Source organism: Zhongshania sp. R06B22 (genome assembly GCF_040892595.1).
In the GTDB taxonomy this organism is placed as follows: domain Bacteria; phylum Pseudomonadota; class Gammaproteobacteria; order Pseudomonadales; family Spongiibacteraceae; genus Spongiibacter; species Spongiibacter arctica.
This window is the reverse complement of the sequence record NZ_JBFRYB010000001.1, coordinates 2953069-2974451: the sequence shown is the minus strand read 5'-3', so window position 1 is coordinate 2974451 and position 21383 is coordinate 2953069. Positions and strand designations below refer to the sequence as shown.

Annotated in this window: 18 protein-coding genes; 7 read left to right on the top strand and 11 right to left on the bottom strand. The window is 50.3% G+C overall.

Annotated elements, in window-relative coordinates; translation table 11 throughout:
* Nucleotides 1-127: 127 nt before the first annotated feature.
* From AB4875_RS13560 to hrpB, 5 genes are all read left to right on the top strand, one after another.
* On the top strand, nt 128-2206 hold the full coding sequence (locus AB4875_RS13560) for a TonB-dependent receptor (protein ID WP_368376590.1): 2079 nt from the start codon (nt 128-130) through the stop codon (nt 2204-2206).
* A gap of 238 nt (nt 2207-2444) precedes the next feature.
* Nucleotides 2445-2648, top strand: a complete 204-nt coding sequence (locus tag AB4875_RS13555; RefSeq protein WP_368376589.1) for a CsbD family protein — start codon at nt 2445-2447, stop codon at nt 2646-2648.
* Nucleotides 2645-2863, top strand: coding sequence for a hypothetical protein (locus AB4875_RS13550; RefSeq protein WP_368376588.1), 219 nt, complete (start codon nt 2645-2647; stop codon nt 2861-2863). Before AB4875_RS13555 ends, AB4875_RS13550 begins: the two co-directional genes overlap by 4 nt.
* Before the next feature lie 156 nt (nt 2864-3019).
* On the top strand, nt 3020-3739 hold the full coding sequence (locus AB4875_RS13545; RefSeq protein ID WP_368376587.1) for a pseudouridine synthase: 720 nt from the start codon (nt 3020-3022) through the stop codon (nt 3737-3739).
* Between the two features lie 116 nt (nt 3740-3855).
* A complete protein-coding gene (gene hrpB, locus AB4875_RS13540) occupies nt 3856-6390 on the top strand; it encodes an ATP-dependent helicase HrpB (RefSeq protein ID WP_368376586.1) in 2535 nt (844 codons plus the stop codon).
* 105 nt (nt 6391-6495) lie between these two features.
* Here the strand turns inward: hrpB and AB4875_RS13535 are convergent, their stop codons facing one another.
* The 5 genes from AB4875_RS13535 to AB4875_RS13515 form a co-directional block, all read right to left on the bottom strand.
* Nucleotides 6496-7293, bottom strand: a complete 798-nt coding sequence (locus tag AB4875_RS13535; protein ID WP_368376585.1) for a putative porin — start codon at nt 7291-7293, stop codon at nt 6496-6498.
* Between the two features lie 224 nt (nt 7294-7517).
* Nucleotides 7518-8165, bottom strand: a complete 648-nt coding sequence (locus AB4875_RS13530) for a class II aldolase/adducin family protein (protein ID WP_368376584.1) — start codon at nt 8163-8165, stop codon at nt 7518-7520.
* Nucleotides 8165-9049, bottom strand: coding sequence for a protease HtpX (gene htpX / locus AB4875_RS13525; protein WP_368376583.1), 885 nt, complete (start codon nt 9047-9049; stop codon nt 8165-8167). The genes AB4875_RS13530 and htpX overlap by 1 nt, the downstream gene beginning before the upstream one ends.
* A 66-nt stretch (nt 9050-9115) precedes the next feature.
* Nucleotides 9116-9469, bottom strand: a complete 354-nt coding sequence (locus AB4875_RS13520) for a hypothetical protein (RefSeq protein WP_368376582.1) — start codon at nt 9467-9469, stop codon at nt 9116-9118.
* Between the two features lie 70 nt (nt 9470-9539).
* Nucleotides 9540-10022: a DnaJ domain-containing protein gene (locus AB4875_RS13515; RefSeq protein ID WP_368376581.1), complete on the bottom strand. Its 483-nt coding sequence runs from the start codon at nt 10020-10022 to the stop codon at nt 9540-9542.
* 135 nt (nt 10023-10157) lie between these two features.
* Between AB4875_RS13515 and AB4875_RS13510 the strand changes: the two genes are divergently transcribed.
* Nucleotides 10158-11099 carry a type II secretion system F family protein gene (locus AB4875_RS13510; RefSeq protein ID WP_368376580.1) on the top strand — a complete coding sequence of 314 codons (942 nt, stop codon included), beginning with the start codon at nt 10158-10160 and terminating at the stop codon, nt 11097-11099.
* On the opposite strand, the gene AB4875_RS13505 is transcribed toward AB4875_RS13510, so the two are convergent.
* From AB4875_RS13505 to speD, 6 genes are all read right to left on the bottom strand, one after another.
* Nucleotides 11074-11256 (bottom strand): hypothetical protein, encoded by a 183-nt coding sequence (locus AB4875_RS13505; protein ID WP_368376579.1) that lies wholly within the window; start codon nt 11254-11256, stop codon nt 11074-11076. The two genes, AB4875_RS13510 and AB4875_RS13505, sit on opposite strands and share 26 nt — an antisense overlap.
* A 536-nt stretch (nt 11257-11792) precedes the next feature.
* Complete coding sequence (locus AB4875_RS13500; protein WP_368376578.1) at nt 11793-13469, bottom strand: ShlB/FhaC/HecB family hemolysin secretion/activation protein; 1677 nt, start codon at nt 13467-13469, stop codon at nt 11793-11795.
* Nucleotides 13470-13529: 60 nt separating this feature from the next.
* Nucleotides 13530-16211 carry an OmpA family protein gene (locus AB4875_RS13495; protein ID WP_368376577.1) on the bottom strand — a complete coding sequence of 894 codons (2682 nt, stop codon included), beginning with the start codon at nt 16209-16211 and terminating at the stop codon, nt 13530-13532.
* A gap of 354 nt (nt 16212-16565) precedes the next feature.
* The gene (locus AB4875_RS13490) at nt 16566-18821 is read right to left on the bottom strand and encodes an Orn/Lys/Arg family decarboxylase (protein ID WP_368376576.1); all 2256 of its coding nucleotides are present in this window, start codon (nt 18819-18821) and stop codon (nt 16566-16568) included.
* A 303-nt stretch (nt 18822-19124) separates the two neighbouring features.
* Entirely contained in the window at nt 19125-19973 is an 849-nt protein-coding gene (gene speE, locus AB4875_RS13485; RefSeq protein ID WP_368376575.1) for a polyamine aminopropyltransferase, read from the bottom strand.
* On the bottom strand, nt 19966-20421 hold the full coding sequence (gene speD / locus AB4875_RS13480) for an adenosylmethionine decarboxylase (protein ID WP_368376574.1): 456 nt from the start codon (nt 20419-20421) through the stop codon (nt 19966-19968). The genes speE and speD overlap by 8 nt, the downstream gene beginning before the upstream one ends.
* Nucleotides 20422-20635: 214 nt before the next feature.
* Here speD and msrA point away from each other — a divergent pair, with 214 nt between their 5' ends.
* The gene (msrA, locus tag AB4875_RS13475; RefSeq protein ID WP_368376573.1) at nt 20636-21280 is read left to right on the top strand and encodes a peptide-methionine (S)-S-oxide reductase MsrA; all 645 of its coding nucleotides are present in this window, start codon (nt 20636-20638) and stop codon (nt 21278-21280) included.
* The last annotated feature ends 103 nt before the right edge of the window (nt 21281-21383 follow it).

The following is a 21383-nucleotide window of genomic DNA, read 5'->3' as shown; positions in this document are numbered from 1 at the left end:
TTGCGAGTCCAATCAGTTAGTGCGCAGTGCTTTTAGTTCTTGTGTATATGACCGCGCTTTCCTGAACAGCTTGATGAGTCGGCAGTCCACTGCCGATTACGATGACTTGATACGCAGGATGTTTTTAATGAAAAGATATATTTTACCGCCCTTGGTGGCGTTTGCTGCTACGCCGGTATTTGCCGCAGATGATCGCCGCATGGAACATGTCTTGGTAACCATGCCAATGCATAAGAAGGACTCCCAAACCGCTTTGCCGGTGACAGTATTAGATGGCGACGAGCTTGTACGCCAAGCGGCGTCGACGATTGGCGAAACCTTGAGAAATTCGCCTGGGCTCAGCAATGCCAGTTTTGGCCCCGCCGTGGGACAACCCGTTATTCGCGGGCAGCAGGGCGCCCGCGTGCAGGTTTTACAAAATGGCTTGCCGGCGCTAGACGTGTCTACTAACAGCGCCGATCACGCGGTCTCGGTTGAGCCAATCCTCGCGGACAGTATTGAAATATTGCGGGGACCCGCCACCATGCTCTATGGCGGCGGTGCCATTGGCGGCGTGGTCAATGTGATTGATGGTCGTATTCCTGCTAAAGCGGTGCAGGGCGTTGAAGGGGTTGCCGAGTTTCGCAGTAGCAGTGTTAATGATGGTCGCAGCGGGGTATTCAGAGTAGACGCCGGCGATGGAAAATGGGTGGTGCATGTTGACGGACTGTACCGAGATTGGTCGGCGCCTGATATTCCTGGTCTAGCGATCAACCCACTCAATGTTGCAGATATTGAAGAGAATATAGATGGCAGCATCGGCAATGCCGATGGGAGGACTCGTCGCTTGACTGTGGGAGGTAGTTATCACTTTGACGATGGCTATTGGGGAATTAGTTACTCGCAGTTGAGTAATCAATATGGCATCCCGTTTGGTGTGCATCATCATGAGGAACATGAAGAAGATCACGATGACGATCATGAGGAGCATGAAGACGAAGAACACGGCCATGAGGAGCATGAGGAAGACAATGTCCGTCTCGTCATTGATCAAAAACGCTGGGATATGGCGGGCGATCGTCACTTTGACGGCCCGATTGAATTGTTCCGTTGGCGGCTGAGCTATAGCGATTATCAGCACCAAGAAGTCGAGTCTTCAGGTGAGATTGGCACTACCTTTAACAAAGAAGCATGGGCAGGTCGCCTAGAGTTATCCCATAAGCCATGGGGGAATTGGCACGGTGTTTGGGGCTTACAATTGCTGGAAGCGGACTTCTCGGCTCTGGGTGAGGAAGCATTTGTACCGCAAAATACTACGCGATCTGTCGGCGTGTTTTGGCTAGAGGACTACCATGTTGATAAATGGTCGCTGGAAGCGGTGGTTCGCGCTGATATTGACCGCCTAGAGATTTCAGAGGCGGTTGCCGACGATCAAGAGGACACAAACTTCGGTGCATCGTTGTCGGCTCTATACGATGTTAACGATGCGTGGACGCTATCACTATCTCTATCTGAGTCTCAGCGCGCTCCCAATGCTGAGGAGCGATTCTCAAATATCGGTAATGGTTTTGAACAATATGTTGTTCATGGTGCGACCGGTGCGATTGAAGTAGGTGATGAGAATTTGCGAACAGAGAAATCCCGCAATGCCGACGCCAGCGTGCGCGCTGATTATGGCGACGTAAAAGCTAAGGTGACGATATTCCATAATCAGTTTTCCGACTACATTTATCTAGATAATACCGGCACCCAGAGGGGTGATACTGATATTCTGCAATACCGCCAGCAGGATGCGACATTCAAGGGCTTGGAGTACGAGCTTAGCTATAGTTTGTCAGCAGCCAATGCTGAGCAGCAGTATTTGCTTAAATTATTTGGTGACCGAGTCAACGCAGAGTTCGATGATGGTCAAAATGTGCCACGTCTGCCGCCGGCGCATGATGGTATTAGTCTCGCTTGGGCTTGGCAGGCTTGGCAGGCAGATGTTAGCTACGTGCATGCTCGCGCGCAGAATAAACCAGGCTTGAACGAGGCGCCGACCGCCGCGTATGAGCGGGTGGATGCGAGTATTTCTAGGGATTTTGAATTGGCTGGCAATAACTATACAGTAATGCTGAATGGTCATAATTTAGCCGATGAAGAGATACGCAGTAGCGCATCCTTTATTCGAGATTATGCGCCGGAGGCAGGGCGTAATATTGAGCTGGTTTTGCGCCTTCGTTTTTAAAATAACCTAAGTGCTTTCTGTTCACAAAGAATCCGCCCGGACTTGTTCTTGGCGGATTTTTTTGGTTTGTAACGACTACTAAATCATTGGAATTAGCCCTTGTGTGAATAAGTCGACTATTCGGTTTGGCCCGGAACAAGAGTGATGCTTGTCTTGTCAAATTCCACGAATAAGGAAATAAGCCATTTGGGTCCCAAGTGGTCAAGCGTGTATCGTGGATCTAAGGGAGTGATGAATAATGAACAAAGACAAGGTGAAAGGTCAGTGGAATGAATTTACTGCTAAAGTAAAACAGCAGTGGGGCGACCTTACTGATGATGAGGTATTGCAGGCGGAAGGTAATCTCGACGAGATTTCAGCAAAAATTCAGCAGAAATATGGCGAATCTAAAGAAGTCGTCGCTAGAAAACTGAATGAAATCATAGAGAGGTTTGATAAATGAGAAAGTTAATTTTAAGTATGCAGTCCACCCAGAGCAGTAAGATACTCGTCGCATTTTTTCTGTTATCAACGACGATATTCGCCCTTAGTGCTTGTGAGGACAAAGGGGCCGCTGAGAAGGCTGGGGAAAGAATTGACCAAGGCTTCGAGAATGTCAGTGATGCTTATAAAGAAGGTGTTGAAGAAGTAAAAGATGAAATAGACGACCACAGTTAAGTCTATATCGGGTTTTCTAGGCCGCGCTTAAGGCGGCCTTTAGACGCGAGGAAGCCGGCCTAGGCGTCACTAGCTATTAGTGATTCTACCTTGGTCGGCTTTTTATTGGGTAAATACATGGCTAGGTAATACAATTAGGTCGTCGTTTTTCATTACGTGAGTAACTTGGTGCGATCTTATACTGCTCGTCTTGATCGGTTTCTTAGTGCAGCTTTGAAAATAAAGCGGGCCGATATTCGCCTGCTTCTGGCTCAAAAAAGAGTCAAGGTCGATGGCCGAGTTGCCACCGATATTAGTCAGTGCGTTGGTCAGTTTTCGCATATTAGCCTAGATGGCCAAGTGCTGCAGAGCGATGTGCCGCGTTACCTGATGATGAATAAACCTGCTGGTGTGGTCAGTGCCACCAAGGACGCTAAAAATAAGACGGTATTAGATTTGCTGTCCCCTGAAGATCGCGCGGGGCTCCATATTCCCGGTCGTTTAGATTTTAATACCACCGGACTGCTGCTACTTACTAATGATGGTCATTGGTCGCGCCAATTAAGTTTGCCCGAGCGAAATGTAGCCAAAGTGTATACCGTCACATTGGCGCAGCCATTGGATCAATCCTATATTGAAGCGTTTGCGGCGGGGATGTACTTTGAATACGAAAACATCACTACTCGTCCGGTTACCCTAGAAATATGTTCTGACTATATTGCCAAACTTCAATTGGTAGAGGGGCGCTACCACCAAATTAAGCGGATGTTTGGCCGCTTCCAGAATGAAGTGGTGGCGCTACATCGCGATGCGATTGGCCCCCTGAACATGGATCTGAGTTTGGCGCCTGGCCAGTGTCGGGCTTTGACGCCAGATGAAGTGTTGAGTTTAAGCTAGTACCGGCACCTAGCGCCGCGGCTGAGTTTATCAAGATTACCCGATACATCCTCTTCATGCTTTATACTTCCCCGCTAAAATAATCGCCATCCGCGACTTTGGAGCGTGAGCCAACTATGGCCGAGTTACCCATTCAATCTGTGATTCCTGATATTCGCTTAGCCTTAGCTGCGGGTCATGAACTTGTGTTAGAAGCGCCGCCTGGTGCGGGTAAAACGACCGGTGTGCCACTGGCATTATTAAATGAACCATGGCTGCTTAATCAACGCATTCTGATGTTGGAACCCCGCAGAATTGCAGCTAAATCAGCCGCAATGCGGATGGCTGAGATGTTGGCTGAGCGGGTGGGCCATACTGTCGGTTATCGCATGCGCATGGAAACCGTGGTGAGTCAGGCCACCCGCATTGAGGTCGTCACCGAAGGCGTGCTTACTCGTATGCTGCAGGACGACCCGTCGCTGGAGGGCATCGGCCTTTTAATTTTTGATGAGTTTCACGAGCGCAGTTTAGATGCTGATCTGGGCTTAGCATTAACGCTGGAAAGCAGGAAATTATTCGGTGATCTGCGTGATACGCCGCTGAAGTTATTGCTTATGTCGGCGACCTTAGACGGTAATCGGGTTTCAGAGTTGCTTGGCGCCGCACCAATACTGCGAAGCCTCGGTCGCCAGTTTCCAGTAGCTTTGCGCTATGGCTCGGCGTATCGCCCAAACCAAGATTTGATTGATAGAGTGTGCCATACGGTTACCCAGGCGCTGGATGAAAATAGCGGTAGTATTCTGGTGTTTCTGCCGGGACAAGCTGAAATTAGGCGCTGTGCAAGTCGACTCGCAGATGGCTGGGCTTCTGAGTCGGTGCTACTCACGCCACTGTATGGTGATTTAAGTCTTGCCGATCAACGCCGCGCTATCGCGCCAGCGGCTGACGGTGTCCGCAAAGTGGTATTGGCCACAAGTATTGCTGAAAGCAGCTTAACCATAGATGGCATTACTGTGGTGATTGATTGCGGTTTGTCGCGGGTGCCAACATTTGATCCGCGAACCGGAATGAGTCGCCTAGACACGCGACGCCTTTCTCGGGCCTCTGCAGAGCAGCGCGCGGGCCGAGCCGGGCGATTGAGCGAAGGAGTGTGTTATCGGCTTTGGAGCGAATCGCAGAATAGTGAATTGCTGGCCTTTAGCGAGCCCGAAATTACCCAGGCCGATTTAGCGAGCCTGTGTTTACAATTGCAGCGCTGGGGGATTAGTGACACCGCAGAATTGTGCTGGATGGACGCGCCGCCAGCGGCTGCTTTTCAGCAAGCGGTAGATCTGCTTTTGAAATTGGGCGCCTTGGTGGAAAAAGGTGAGACGGTCGCCATAACGTCACACGGCGAGGCGATGGCGAGTTTGCCAGTACACCCACGTTTAGGGCATATGTTGCTGAAAGGTCGTGAACTAGGTCATGCCAATCTCGCGTGTGAACTGGCGGCCCTATTGAGCGACCGTGATGTTGGCCCTAAGGGCGATGCCGATATTCAACTGAGATTGGCCCTATTGCATGGCAGTTTGGCAGCAGAGCGCAAGTCTAGCGGTCTAATCGCTAGACTGAAAAAGCAGCAGCAACAATTCTTGCGGATATTGGCGCGAAGTACAGTTAGTGAGGCCAAGATCCCTGCGGTCGGCGTGGATGCCGGTTTGTTGCTGGCCTTTGCCTATCCAGATCGCGTCGCGAAGCAACGTCGCGAGCGGGGCAGCGATTACGTTTTGAGCAATGGCCGCGCTGCGATGTTGCAAGAGTCGGATGGTTTGAACGCGGCCGAGTATCTTGTCGCCGCGTCCTTAGGTGGCAAAGCTGGCAATCGCAGCGATACTATTTATTTGGCGGCAGCGCTGCCCGCCTGTCATTTTGAAGATGTGTTAGCGCCGATGGTAGATATCAAATTTCACGCCGAGTGGAGTGAGGCCAAGGGGCGATTTATTGCTGAGCGCCGCCGTACTTTAGGAGCAATTGTCTTACAAACGGAGGTGCTTACTGCTGTAGCTGAGGAAGAAAAACGCGCCGCATTGCTGGGCTTTATTCGGCGGCGGGGTTTAGATGTTCTAGAATGGCCGCAAGCGGTATTGCAGTGGCGAGCGCGGGTAAGCTTGGTCAAAAGCTTAAATTGCGCGCCGGGTCATTGGCCGGATGTGAGCGACGAGGGTTTGCTCGCGCAGATAGATGAGTGGCTGTCACCATATTTAACGGGCGTGAATTCACTGCAAGACATTAAGCGCTTAGATCTGGCGAGCATCTTGGCGACCCTGCTCGATTGGCCGCAACAACAGGCACTGAAAACACTTGCCCCAGAGTCCTTTAGCGTGCCCTCGGGTTCAGCCAAGAAGATAGACTATTGCCAGTCGCCGCCGGTATTAGCCGTTAAACTACAGGAAATGTTCGGCTGCCATGACACCCCGCGAATCGCAAATGGCCAACAGCCCTTGACCGTACATTTACTGTCACCGGCCCGCAGGCCCCTGCAGGTAACGCAAGATCTGGCTGGCTTTTGGCGAGGCAGTTATCAAGATGTTAAAAAAGAAATGAAAGGAAGATACCCAAAACATCCGTGGCCAGATGATCCAACAAATGCCGTGGCAACGGCGCGACTTAAACCCAAGCCACCCTCTAAATAGAAAGAGCGCTTGCGTACGCAAAAAAAAGCCCCGGCAGCTGGCGCTGCGGGGCTTTGGCTTTATAGTCCAAGATTCTAGTTTTTAATCCCTAGATCCTTGGTTTGCTTAAAAGCGCAGCGAACCACCAATAAGAATGGCGTCAGAGTCGATATCGACATTATTTGTTTCTTGGCTGCCATCCGAGATCATGACAAAGAGAGAGACCTGTTCTGTTGGAAAGAAGCTGGCTTCAATGCTCACTTCATCGAAGGAGGTGTCACCGACATCTGCGATTCCGGCGTTTAGACCCAAGCCGAACATTGTGTTGAAGTAGTAAGTGCCGCCGACAGCGATTTGGTAGCCGTTGTCGGTGTCAGTGTCGATGTAGCCGAGGTTGACATCATAGGCGACAGAGGCGCCTTGATTCAGCGGATTTACGCCGTGGAAATCGACATTCAGATAGTCAACATCGTTATTATTGTCATCTTCTTCACTACTGTAGCTTACAACAACATCGCTATTGTCATTCAGGTAAGTACCTACACCGAGGCGAATAGTATCGGTGTCGTTATTGCCGGCATCTACGGTGCTAAAGTCAGCTTCAATGATAATGTTTGTCGCTGTAACAAAACGGCCGCCAACACTGGTGGAGTCAATATCGTTGGCGTTTGGCAAATCTGGCTCAATGCTTAGAAAGGCGAAATTTACAAATGAAGATTTGTCGAGAAAGCTAGCTTCAGCTAGTGGCCCTTTACTTGTATCGACTTTATCGAAGTGGAATTCGCCTGCAACGCCAAGACCGTCGAAATCAGTGTTGGCGATTTCGCCGTCTGTATAGACGCCGCCCACTTCAAATTGATAATCTGCGTATGCATGGCCAGTTGCAGCTAAGGCGATGGCACTTGCCAATAAAACTTTTTTCATTTTGGTAACTCCCCGTAAGAATTTTTTCACAACAATAAGCTTGGCCTGTGACACGGTCATTACTTTTGCGTGATATTTTTATATCGATCTATACGTTGGCTGCACCAAAATAAAACCAATGCTTTTTTTTGGTGCAGTCGAGAGCGAGCGTAACACAGGATATTTCAGCTGGGGAGTAGGCGATAGCTGGTAATATTGCCGCAAAATAGTGCGTGTCTAATTGATTATTTTTGACGCCCGTAATCTGCATACTGAGATAGCACGTCGGCCATCTCTTGCTTGCTCAATAGCGTCGCTGGACCACCGCTTTGAAGGCTTAAATAGTAATTTGCAGCGAGTTCTTCAACTTCCTTTGCCAGATCCAGTGCTTTTAGGGGGGTGCTCCCATAAGCAATTTGGCCGTGGTTTGCCATTAGGCAGGCCTTTCGCCCTATGAGTGTCTGGCTAACAAGTTTTGATAATTCTTCGCTGCCGTAAAGCGCATATGGCGCGCAGGGGATTGAGTCACCGCCGGCTATCGCAACCATATAGTGAAAAGCCGGTATGGCATGGCGCTGGCAGGCCAGAACCGTGGCGTAGCGAGAGTGGCAATGTAGTACCCCGCCAGCATTGGGGTGGTCCTGATAGATTTGCCAGTGCATTCGCCATTCACTAGACGGCTTTGCCTGTTTGTCAGGAATACGCCCGGCTGAGTCGATGTACACCAAGTCTGCGGGGCGAACGTTAGACGCAATTTGCCCGGTGGCAGATATCAGCATACCACCGTCGGCGGTTCTCGCAGAGGCGTTGCCACTGGCGCCGGGGCTAAGCTGCGCATTGCTCATGCCATGTAAAGTGGCGATGAGCTGTGCACGCTGTTTACTCCATGCCACTAGCGGGCGTCCCGCAGAGCTTGAATTCGCTCTTCTAGCGGCGGGTGTGAACTGAATAGCGCAGCTAGGTTCGACTTTTTCTGGCTGCTTATCGCTAGGGCGGTCATTTCTCCGGGCATGTCGACTGGCAAGTCTTGCTGCGCTTGCAGGCGCTGCAGAGCGGCAATCATATTTTCGCGACCGGCAAGACTGGCGCCAGCGGCGTCGGCTCGAAATTCCCGCCAGCGAGAGAACCACATCACTATGGTCGACGCCAGAATACCTAGGATCATTTCGGTAATAAAAGTCACGATATAAAAGCCGATGCCGTGGCCGCGCTCGGTTTTAAATACTACGCGGTCGACGGTGTGACCGATGATGCGTGCGAAGAACATTACAAAGGTATTCACCACGCCTTGAATTAAGGTCAGGGTAATCATGTCGCCATTGGCAACATGGCCGATTTCGTGGGCCAGTACGGCTCGTACTTCGTTGGGCTTCATCTGTTGGAGCAAGCCCTCTGACACGGCCACCAATGCGGAGTTACGATTCCATCCAGTTGCGAAGGCATTTGCCTGTGGTGAGGGAAAAATGCCGACTTCTGGCATTCCAATGCCGGCCTTTTCAGCCAATTCGGCGACGGTTGTCATCAGCCAGCGCTCGTTACTATTTCTGGGCTCGGTAATAACCTCGGTACGGGTAGAGCGCTTGGCCATCCATTTGGATATAAACAGTGATACTAGCGAGCCTGCCATACCGAATACAGCGCAGAAAATCAGCAGTGAGCCCAGGTCCAAATCAATACCGTTTTGGGCCATGATGCTGTTAACGCCGAGCAAGCTAAGGGAAATGCTGGCAACCAATAGAATGGCCATATTAGTGGCCAAGAACAGCAGAATACGCATAGTGGTTTAAGGTTCCGGTAAGTGAATACTGCCTATTAGATGGTGTTTGCGGCGATCAGTTTCAAGCTAAGTGCTAATATTTTTTGTGCCCATCTCAATAGAGACATCGCTACCGGTCTCTAGTTGCGCCTCGTCTGTCTCGCTCTGGGTAACTTGCTGCTCTTCGCCGAGAAAATCGTCTTGCTGGCTCATAATCGCAGGGCCGGCCTCCACTTTGGGCTGCGCGCTTTCATCGGTTTCACATTCAAGTGGATGGGCTCGCAGCTCAATATTTTTGCTGCTTTGCTCGAATACCGCGTTGATTGCCTCATCGCGGTGAACCGTTCGATATAATGTGCGTTTGTCGTGACCATCAACCCATTCAAGTTGCTTGTTGAGATAATGTCCGTGCTGATTCTGAATAACAAATACTGTAGTCATTGCGGCCTTGAATCGTCTTTGAAAATTTAAATATGAGGGCGAGGTGTTTGTTTGAATGCCAAGCGCTAGGTTATGCGTTTTGGTCGTTCAGCAGCACATCTTTAGCATCATTGATCTGGCTGGCGAGAAGGTCATTGCCGCCGCGATCGGGATGGAATTTTTGCATGAGTTTACGATGCGCGCTAATGATTTCTTCTTTACTCGCGCCCGGCTCCAAGCCCAGTGTTGATAATGCCTGCGCTTTATTCATTGTGCTTGCCGATGCGCTTGATTGGCCCTTATCGGTTTGATCTTGCTGTTTGTTAGCGCCTATACGGCCATAGGCATATTTCAGCGCTAACTGCCGCACAAAGGGCAGTGCGCCACCGATAATTCCAGCGATCCAGGGAACACGGCCGGTGACTGACAATAACACCAGTGCGGCAGCGCCAAGTCCAATCAACAGCGTCATGTAATAGCCCCGTCGCTCTTTCGCAGGCTTGCTTTGAACAAGCTTCACAAAGCGATAGAGTGCGTACAAAGCAGCTGCTGCGAAAAGTAAACGAATGATCATGTTGGTCCCTAGGTTAGACGCGCTTGCTATTATGCCCGTCATCGGAGTTTTTAGCTGTGATAAAGTATAAAGCCTTGTGCGTCACATACCCACTGTTGTGATGATTACGCTCTGAAGCTTATAACGGATTATTACATGGTTCCCGGATTTTCTCCTGCGCAACGTTTCGTATTGTTTCAATCACTGTATCAGGCCAGTCAGTCCGGTGAGAATAATTGGGATCAGGTTGTTGCCTTGCTAAGTAAAGGTCAGCAAGCGGCGCAGCGCGCTCAGCTCGATAGCGTTGCTGCGCAGTTTGCTGATGGTCAGCGGGTCATGTTAGATGAGCTGCGGGAGGGCGGCGTGTTTCTCGACTGGGAACTGCAATTTTTACAGTTAGGTCTGGCGGTGGGGAATCTCGCTAAAATGTATTTGCGCCTCGCAGAACACTATCGTTTGCAGGCGGAGTTTCAGCAGAATTTACAGACCCAGGCGCGCTGGCCTTTGGCGATTATAGTGGCTTTCGCAGTGCTTTTACCCTTGTGGGGCTTTATCGCGGGAGTATTCTCCCTAGGTGACATGGTGCTTATCGGCATACTCGGTTTGCTACCGGTACTACTAGGCTGCGGCTTCTTAAAATTAATCTCTGTAGTGCATTCATTGCGAGGGGCCGCTGCTCAGCTGGGCTATCGACTACCGGGCTTTGGCAGAGCGCTCGCCCAGTATCAAAGTTATCACTATATGAACCACCTCGCGGACTGCATTGGCGGCGGCTTCACTTTGCCACAGGCTCTTAAGCAGTCTGCCCGGCGTTTACCTCAGGCACCCATAAATGGCCGATATCATAAGCTGGCGGCAGAAGTAGATGCAGGGGAGTTGTTTTCCACTGCGCTATTGCGCAGCGGGATTCTAGCGGGAGTGGCGTTGCCGCCGGTTTCTCAGATGGGTGATGCTAAGCAGGTGCCAGCCCAGCTGGGCTTGGCGATACATCGGGTTTGTGAAGATCAACTTGCCTTTTGGGCTGGCTACTTACCGTGGTTACTATTAAGTTTGTTGCCGTATATTGCTGTGCTTAATGCCTCGTTTCTCGGCCGCTGAGTTGCTCTAGTTCTTTTACGTAATGGCGACGATCTGATAACTCGCTTTCAATCGCAAAACGTTCGGTGTTGCTCTGCCATTCAGCGTTTTTCAGTAGTTCCCACAATTTACGACTGCATAGATTTTTAACGTTAACGTTATTACTTTGTTTATTCATTTTTCTCTCCTTCGCGCTCTCTGCGCCTTCTTCCGTCATCATATCTGCCTTACTTCGGTATTCTCGTTACCGCTGACTACTATCTCTGTTGTCGGTGACAGTCTTATGACAAGACTATTTTTTTATTTAAAGTATGTTGATTTGTTGACCTTCGTTGGTGCGATTAAGCGATAGTTAGTCGCTGAGGTCACAGATATACGATTTTTCCGCACTACCAGTTTTGGTGAGTAGAAGAAATCCATACTATCTTGAGCAATTGATTTAAAGCGCGGGTGTTACCACTCAAGGCGGTTACAGCCTATGTGCGTGGGGTTTTGCGAGGAAATACCTAGCCCAAAACTGTTGCTGTCAATTGCTTAAATCTGCCTGCTAAATACCTGAAATCACGTTTTGCGCGATTCAGATTAAATATTCAGACAGCTCAAGGCTAGCAAAGTTCAGGCCAGTTAGTAAAGAGGGGGGAAATACCTGTAAGCCCATTAGGGCTAAATGCTCGGCGCTAAGGGGGACTTAGGCCGAGCATCTCAGAACGGTTTTTAGAAGGTAAAGCGAATGCGCCAGAAGAAGTCAGCTTCCAAAGCATCTAGCTCATCACTGTTTGCAACGTCATCATAGACGGGCAGCGCAGCAACTAATTCAGTGAATAGGTAGTCGGAGAACTCAATGCGCAAGCGCACACCCGCGTTGGCAATGCTTTGTACGTCGCCAAATTCACTATTGGTTTTGTTAAACCAACTGGCGCCATATTCGGTGAATACCGCCGGTGAAATTTTAAGCTCGTTCAAGGTGAAGGTTTTTTCTAGATTCGCGCTCAAGAAATAGCCTTCATCACCGATTAATACGCCCGGTAAGTAGGCGCTCAGGGTATTCATGCCACCTAAAATAAACTGCTGCTGCTGGGGGACTTGTTCTTCTGTAAATTGTCCGTTCGCAGAGAGTGTCAGCAGGGTATCGTCGCTAATACGCATCATGTAGCGCGCACTGGGCTGCAGTGCGATAAATTCAGCGGTGCGGGCTGCCGGTACAACGTCCGGTGTACTAATGCCGGGATTTTGTGCCGCGAAGGCCGCTTGATACTCTGCGTAGTTATCGAGGGTGCCGCCATCGCCGAAACCGGCGAGGAAGTTAATACCCACATTTAACTGTGCTGCAGATAATTCATCGGTCTTAAAGCGTACTTTTTGATATTTTAGACCGATGTCGACAACCTGGTAGGTTTCTTCCAGCAGCTTATCACTGCTGCCCGCTTGCTCAATTGTCGAGTCAATATGCGAGAGTCTTTGGGTCAGAGACACGCGTGACTCCACGTCGCTGAAAAGTATCTGTTCGCCACGAAAGGCCACTTGCAGAATTTCAGCATTCAAATTAACAGTGGTGACTGAGGTGGTGGTGCGGCAGCCAAGGATGCCCAATAAGCATAAGCCGCTTTGAGCGCGAGTCGTTACTGTAGGGTCTCTGCTGTAATCAACATAAGACAAGTCAACGCCGTACAGACCGCTGACAAAAGGATGGTCGAGGCTGACGCTGAATTGATCTAGGTTTTCGCCGTCACGGGATTCACCGAGATCGGTAAATGCCGTCTGATAGGCAAGCGATAACTCGGTGCCACTTTCGAAGCGGTGTTTTACCCCGGCTAAGCCGAAGTAACGACCCAAAAAGCGACTGCCCTTGTTATTGGCTTCAAGAATATAGTCGGTGCTGTTGTAGTCTTCTGTGTCAGCCTTGGTCATGACTAAGGCGACCGCGTCGGCACCCGTTTCCTGATAAGACATGCTGTATTCGTAGCCGCCGCGTTCGGCTTTGAGATTTGCGAGTATGCGTGCGCGATCAAATTCAGCAATGCTCAGATCGCTATCGCCAACTAGGCCGTCGAAATACGGCTGCATGTCAGCGTCAACCCGAACTTCTGACAAGGTGAGTTGCTCTACAAATACCACAACATCATCGCCTTCTCGGGCGTAGCGTATTCTGACCAGTAAATGACCGCTTTGGTAATAGCGTTTGGTGAGATTAATAATGCCTTCTGCAGGCGTTCTAGCGCCACTAAGAATGCTTTTAACGTCGGCATCGGCAAGGTAGCGGTTACCCAATACACGCACGTTGGTACCATTAATTGTGGCAGATATCTCAGCCGCAGAGACCGCGCTGTAGGCGCTGACTTGTTCGCTTGTGGCTAATTGTGGTGGCATTACGGGGGGCAAATCGATTGCCATGGTGCTCTCCCTAAATAGTAAGGTTCCGTTAGCCCGCCAAAAGGCGGGCCGTTAAGGTGATTATTGTTCGGTGTCAATAATAGCTAGTTCGACTCGGCGGTTTTCCGCGCGGCCGGCGTCAGTATCGTTGCTCGCGATAGGCGTGCTCTCACCGTAACCTTGTGCACTTAGACGAAGGCTATCTACGCCTTGGTCTGCTAGGTAACGCTTCACTGATTGCGCGCGGTTTTGCGATAAATTCAGGTTGTAGTTGTCACTGCCTATACCATCAGTATGACCGGCGACTTCGATTTTCTCCGCATCAGATTGCTGAATAACAGGAACCGCTGCATCTAAAATCGTCTTTGCATTTGAAGTCAATGTTGCGCTATTAAATTCAAAGAAGACACCGTTTAAGCGCAGTGGAGCAGATTCGCTCAGGTGGCAGCCGCTGGCTAGCACCGCTTTACCTATCGGGGTTTCCGGACATTCGTCTTGCTCGTCACACACACCGTCGGCGTCTTGGTCTGCGCAGCCACCTGGGCCATAGGGGCTATTGCTCATTAGGTCGCGATCTAGCAGCGCGATAAGTGCGGGTTGATCAAGTGGGCCGTTGCCTTGCCCGCCATCGCCATTACCGTTGTTATTTCCGCCACCCAATAAATCATTAACAAGACCGTTACCGTCTGCAGTATTGTCGTCGTTATTAGTCAATGCATCTTCTAAGCTACCACCGGTTAGGTCGGCTACAGCGCCGTCAAGCGGGTCAGTGACAGGCTCTACTAGTCCTAAAACGGGCTCGGTGAGCGGTGCCAGTGCGCCCAATAAGACTTCGCCAATCTGGCTGTCAACGACGTCAGTGAGCGGATCTAAGCCTTGGTCCAAGGAATCGATTAGTGGAGCTACGCCATCACCGACTAGGCTAGTGACTAGCGCGACAGGTGATGTTTCGCCGGTGTTGCCAGCGCGGCCATCCAGCAAGTCATTCACAATGCCATTGCCGTCTTCGGTGTTGTCATCGTTATTTGTTAATGCATCTTCGATGCTGCCGCCAGTGACGTCTGCAAGAATGCCATCAACAGGATCGGTGATTGGGCCTGCGCCATCCAGTGCTGGGTCTAAAACAGGTGCCAGGGCATCTAAAAGTGCTTCACCGATTTGATCGTCTACAACATCGGTAATAGGGTCAAGGGCAGTATCAAGCGCAGTGACTAAGTTATTTAGAGAGTCACCCAATGGCCCGGTAATGGGCTGCAATGCAGAGCTTTCGCCTGCCTCTGTTCCGCTGACCGTGCTCTCTTCCCCACCACCCAGTAAATCATTGACCACACCATTGCCGTCGGCGGTGTTGTCATCGTTATTGGTCAATGCGTCTTCTAAGCTGCCACCGGTAAGATCGGCGATAAGACCGTCAACAGGGCTAGTAACGGGCTCAAGCTGCTCGAGAAGTGGCTCAGTTAGTGGTGCAAGCTGTTCTAATACAGGCTGGAGAATTTCATCATCTACAACATCTGTTAATGGGTCTAAACCAGCATCAACGGCGTCGATAATCGTTACTAAGCCTTCACCTAGACTGGTAGAAATTTCACCTAGCGGGGAGACTTCGCTGCCATCGTTGCTAGAGGGTGCGCTTGTGCCACCGAGTAGATCATTAACGATGCCGTCGCCATCGTCGGCATTGTCGTCGGTATTGCTGAGGGCATCTTCGATACTGCCGCCAGTGAGGTCGTTAAGCAGTCCGTCAACAGGATCGGTGACCGGCTCTAAGGTTGCCAGCAGAGGATCGGTGACAGGTGTTAAAGCATCGAGTAGCGCTTCACCAAGCTGGTCATCGATCGTGTCAGTGATGGGGTCTAGGGCCGTATCTACCGCAGTGATAAGGTTGTCTAGCGAGTCACCAAGTGGGCCGCTAATTGGCGCGAGAATGGAGGCTTCGCCCGCTTCCGTGCCGCTGGCTGTGTTTTCTGATTCGCCACCAAGTAAGTCATTGACCACACCATTGCCGTCTGCGGTGTTGTCATCGATATTGGTGAGGGCGTCTTCAAGGCTGCCGCCGGTGAGGTCAGCAACAAGGCCATCTACTGGATCGGTAACAGGTTCTAGAGCCGCGAGCAACGGATCAGTGACCGGTGCCAAAGCGTCAAGAATAGGCTCTAAAAGCTGGTCATCAATGACATCTGTCAGTGGGTCTAAGCCAACATCAATCGCGCTGATAAGAGGTTCTAAGCTTGCGCCTAAACTAGCACTAATCGAGCCCAAGGGAGATTTTTCGCCAGCCTCGGTACCACTGCCGGGAACCTGCGGTCCACCAAGTAGATCGTTGACGATGCCGTCACCGTCAGCGGTGTATTTATCGGTATTGCTTAATGCATCACTGACGCTGCCGCCGGTTAGATCGGCGACAATGCCATCAACAGGGTCTGTTACTGGTTGCAAAGCGCCGAGAAGCGGAACGGTAATAGGCGAGAGCGCGCCAAGTAAGGGCGTGCCTAATAGCTCATCAATCGGATCTGTAAGGGGGTCTAAAGCGCCGTCTACGGTATCAATTAAGGGTGCTAGTGAATCGCCGAGAGGCTTGGTGATCGGCGCGAGAATTGACTTGCTATTAGCGACGCCCTGGGCGCTTTTGGGTGCCAGTAAGGCGCCTATATTGAGAATTCTGGTAAGCTCTTGTGCATGGGCGGCAGAAGTCAGTGAGAGGCTTGCTGCTGTGGTATATATGATTACGGACGCAAGTCCTCTTGACGGTCGTAAAGGCATCATATTTTCGTCCTGAGTTGTCAAAAAATCCGATTTCTATATCAGCGTTTTAGTAGGCTAATAGCGTTTTATTTCGATAAAAACGCGACTGAGATTATGAATGTTTATCTTTACACATGTAATTGTGAATAATGTGAATATTGTGTGACGAGAGGGCTTTTTTTTGTGACCGTGATCACAGGTTTTCTTAAAACCGTCGATTTGGTATGAGGAATTTCTAAATCTAACGCTGATTTCAGGCGCGGCTACACAAGGTCTTGTTTGGCGGGCGTAAAAAAGGCCGGAGCACATTGATTGTGTCCGGCCTTGAAAAGTAGCTAAGCATTACCTGCTCTGTAAAGTGCTTATAAAAGCTGTTTAGCCATCGTTGACGACATCGACAAAGTAATGATCTACACCATTGACGCGTTCTTTAACTAAGCCGTGGCAGTCAGTTTCGAAGCCGGGGAAGCGAGAGTTAAAGTCGCGCACAAACTGTAGGTATCTGACGATGGTGTTATTAAAACGCTCACCAGGAATTAATAGTGGAATACCGGGGGGGTAAGGCGTCACTAGCATAGCGGTAATGCGACCTTCCAACTCATCAATGGCAACGCGTTCAACTTCGCGGTGCGACATTTTAGACCAGGCGTCGGCTGGAATCATTGCCGCTTCCATTTCTGACAGGTACATCTCAGTGGTGATACGGGCCAGATCGTATTCTTTGTAGACATTGTGAATATTACTACACAAGTCGCGCAGACCGACTTTGTCATACTGTGGATATTTGGCTGCGAATTGCGGCATTACCCGCCACAGAGGTAGGTTTTGATCGTAGTCGTCTTTAAATTGTTGCAGCTCGGTGACCATGGAATTCCAGCGGCCCTTAGTGATGCCGATGGTGAACATGATAAAGAAGGAGTACATCCCCGACTTTTCAATGATGATACCGTGTTCTGCTAAATATTTGCTGACGATCGAGGCTGGAATACCAAAATCATCGAAGTTACCGTCGACATCTAGACCGGGGGTAATGATGGTTGCCTTGATCGGGTCGAGCATATTAAAGCCAGACTCGATTTCGCCAAAGCCGTGCCAACTATCATCTGAGTGGATGACCCAATCGTCGCGGTCACCAATACCTTCCTCGGCTAAGGCTTCGGGGCCCCAAACACTGAACCACCAATCCTCGCCATAATCGGCATCTACTTTGCGCATAGCACGACGGAAGTCTAGTGCTTCAAGAATTGATTCCTCTACTAGTGCTTTTCCGCCAGGCGGTTCCATCATTGCTGCGGCGACATCGCATGACGCAATGATCGCGTACTGCGGGCTGGTTGACGAGTGCATTAGGTAGGATTCATTAAAGCGATGGGTATCGAGTTTTCGCTGGGTGCCATCTTGAACCAGAATTTGCGAGGCTTGTGATAGGCCAGCCAATAACTTGTGCGTTGATTGGGTGGCAAATACCAGGGTGTCGTCTGAGCGCGGGCGGTCTGCGCCTATAGCGTGCATATTATGATAGAAGGTGTGAAAGGCGGCATGGGGCAGCCAAGCTTCGTCAAAATGCAGGGTGTCGATGGTCGAATCGAGGATATCTTTGATTTCTTCGACGTTGTACACGATACCGTCATAGGTACTTTGGGTAATCGTAAGTATCCGTGGCTTTTTGTCTTTAGCATGACGGGCAAAAGGGTGCTCATCGATCTTTCTGCGAATTGCAGCGGGGTCGAATTCGCTTTTGGGAATAGGACCGATAATACCGTAGTGATTGCGCGTTGGCATGAGAAATACCGGAATCGCGCCGGTCATGATAATACTGTGCAAAATCGATTTATGGCAGTTGCGGTCTACCACCACAATATCGCCGGGGGCGACGGTGGAGTGCCATACCACTTTATTTGAGGTGGATGTGCCGTTAGTAACAAAGAATAAATGGTCACAGCCGAAGATGCGCGCCGCGTTATTTTCACTGGCGCTAACCGGGCCGGTGTGGTCTAGCAGTTGCCCAAGTTCTTCCACTGCATTGCAGACGTCAGCGCGCAGCAGGTTTTCACCAAAGAATTGGTGGAACATTTGGCCAACCGGGCTTTTGAGAAATGCCACGCCGCCAGAGTGGCCTGGGCAGTGCCAAGAGTATGAGCTGTCGCTGGCGTAGTTCATTAACGCTTTGAAGAATGGCGGCGCCAGCGATGAAAGATATTTATTCGCTTCGCGAATGATATGGCGGGCGACAAATTCTGGGGTGTCTTCAAACATATGAATGAAGCCGTGCAGCTCACGTAAAATCTCATTGGGAATGTGTCGAGAGGTGCGGGTTTCACCGTAGAGGAACACCGGGATGTCAGTGTTGCGTTGACGTACCGCCGTCATGAATTCGGCGATGGACTCCAATGCCTGGCCAACGGTCTCGTCGCTGCCGTCACCGAATTCTTCGTCATCTATAGAGAGTATAAAGCAGGACGCGCGACTTGCCTGTTGCGCGAACGCGGTAAGATCGCCGTAGCTTGTTAGCCCAACGATTTCCATACCTTCTTTACTAATGGCATCGGCGAGGTCGCGAATGCCCGAACCGGAGATGTTTTCGGAGCGAAAATCTTCATCAATAATGACAACGGGGAAACGGAATTTCATTTATATGGCCAGTGTTAGTTTTCGGCTATACCCAGATTCTGTCTGGACTCGTTTGCTTACATTGTTACTCAGATCGTGCATTTAAGTGCGCAGTCTGGTCTATATCACGCGCTGATTTTGAAACTTTTTTACGGTTTAGTCCCGTAATATTTTCACCCTAACAATATCTATGACAACTGTCAGCTATGCCGCTGCTTTTTGCTGCTGGAGTCGGACCATTTTAAGGGAGAATAATTACAGAAATATACGGCTGTGCAATCTCATCCGGCCTGCTACTTTTATGGCAGCAGGCCGGAATGTCTGCTAGCCCAAAATCTCCACGAGATATTGGGGCAGTGCAAAAGCGCCGATGTGCAGGGCAGGGTTGTAATAGCGAGTCTTGATGCCGCTGTCGACAAACCGGCTTGTCAGTGTGGCTAAGTCTTGCTCGCGTGCCGTTCCGCTGTTACTAGCCCACGCAAAGGTCATCACACCACCAATATAAGTCGGCACTGCTGCTGCGTAAAACGCAGTATCCGCAAACAGTGGTGATAGACGCTGATGGGTGGTGCTCACTTCGTCTGGTTGCATAAACGCTACCCCGTTCTGCGCAGCAAAGATACCGCCAGGTTTTAAGCAGCGCTGAATGCCTTGGTAAAACGGAGAAGTGAATAAGACCTCGCCGGGACCAATGGGGTCAGTGCTGTCAGACAGGATGACGTCAAATTGACGGTCACACTGGGTGACGAAATCAATGCCGTCCCCAATCACTATTTTTGCCCGGGGGTTGTCGTAGGCACCTGCCGAATGATTCGGTAGATATTTCACGCACATATCGATAACGGCTTGGTCTATTTCAACCTGCACAACGTGCTCAACTTCAGAGTGTTTGAGTACTTCGCGAAGTAAGCCCCCGTCGCCGCCGCCAATAATGAGGACATTTTTGGCATTGCCGTGGGCAAATAATGGCGTGTGCGCTAACATTTCGTGATAGATGAATTCGTCGCGCTCGGTGGTTTGAATAATGCCGTCTAGCGCCATTACCCGGCCAAAGCTGCCAGATTCAAAAATAATAAGATGCTGATGCTCGGTCTTGCTTTCAAACAAGACCTCGCTGACTTGAAATCCCTGGTGGTACGCGTCATGGAGTGTTTCGTCAAACCACTCAGACATCGTCCATTCTCCCGCGCAGGTTTTCACCGACCTCAATGCGTGAGGGCGAGAAAGCCTTTTGGAGAATTTCCACGGCTAATTCAGGCTTGGCGTCACCACACATAAAGACATCAAACGCAGCGTAATCGCGTTCGGGCCAGGTGTGCACGCTAATATGGGACTCGGCTAGAACCGCGACACCAGAAATACCACCGTTAGGGGTAAAATGGTGCATATGGATGTGCAACAGGGTGGCACCACATTCTTTGACGCAGTCAATAAATGCTTTTTCCATGCGGGGGAGTTCATCGAGATGGGAGGCGCCCCAAAGGTCGATGATAAGATGCGTACCAGCGTAAGCAACGCCGTCACGAATAATGACGTGGTCGAGATTTTCATCCGATTGTGTAATCGGATTACAGTTGGCTGCGCCGGCCTCCAGAGAAGGCATATGATCTAAGCTTTTCATTTAGCATAAATCCTCCGCGTTGGTTAAAGAGCCGGCGATTTAAACGTGTTTTATGCTAAATAGCAATAAAAAATCCCGGAAAAATCCACCATTGGGCGATGACTAAAGTCATTGAACTCGCAGTGTTTTTTGGTGATTGCTGGGGGTGGCGGAATATGGGTGAATCAGGGCATAGTAGGTGCAGGTCGAGAATGTTTTAAGAGGAGCCCGAAAAATGAGTATTTTTGATCGCTATCGTAAGCCGGCAGTTATTCCCACAGCGGAGCAGGCACTGCCTGGCAGAACAGATAGAATAACGGTGCCATCCTTACATACTGTGCTTAACACGCCGCTGCTGCCGCCGTTTCCGGCAGGAACTGAGCAGGTCGTCTTTGGTATGGGTTGTTTCTGGGGCGCAGAGCGTAAATTCTGGCAACAAGACGGCGTTTACACCACCGCTGTTGGTTACTGTGGCGGTCATACGCCCAACCCAAGTTATGAAGAAGTTTGCTCAGGCATGACTGGGCACAACGAGGTGGTGTTAGTGGCATTCGATCCCGCTCAAGTCAGCTTCCAAGAATTACTGAAGTTGTTCTGGGAAAGCCATAACCCCACCGAAGGCATGCGTCAGGGCAACGACGTTGGCACCCAGTATCGTTCGGGTATTTATTGTTCTACCGCTCAGCAGAAAGCGGTGGCGGCAGCATCGCTCGAGTTGTATCAAGCGGCGCTCGCTAAAGAGGGCTTGCCTGCGGTGACGACCGAGATAGTCGATATAGACGAGTTTTATTACGCCGAGGCCTACCACCAGCAATATCTGGATAAAAATCCCGGTGGTTACTGCGGTTTGGGCGGTACAGGGGTAAGTTGCCCCCTATAATTACCGCTCTTAGTTTGGCTGTGTGTAGTCTGTGTTTTGGCGCTATTTCGATTAAAAAAATGTAGAGCGGTGTTTTATAACGGGATATGAAGTGCAGATTTGT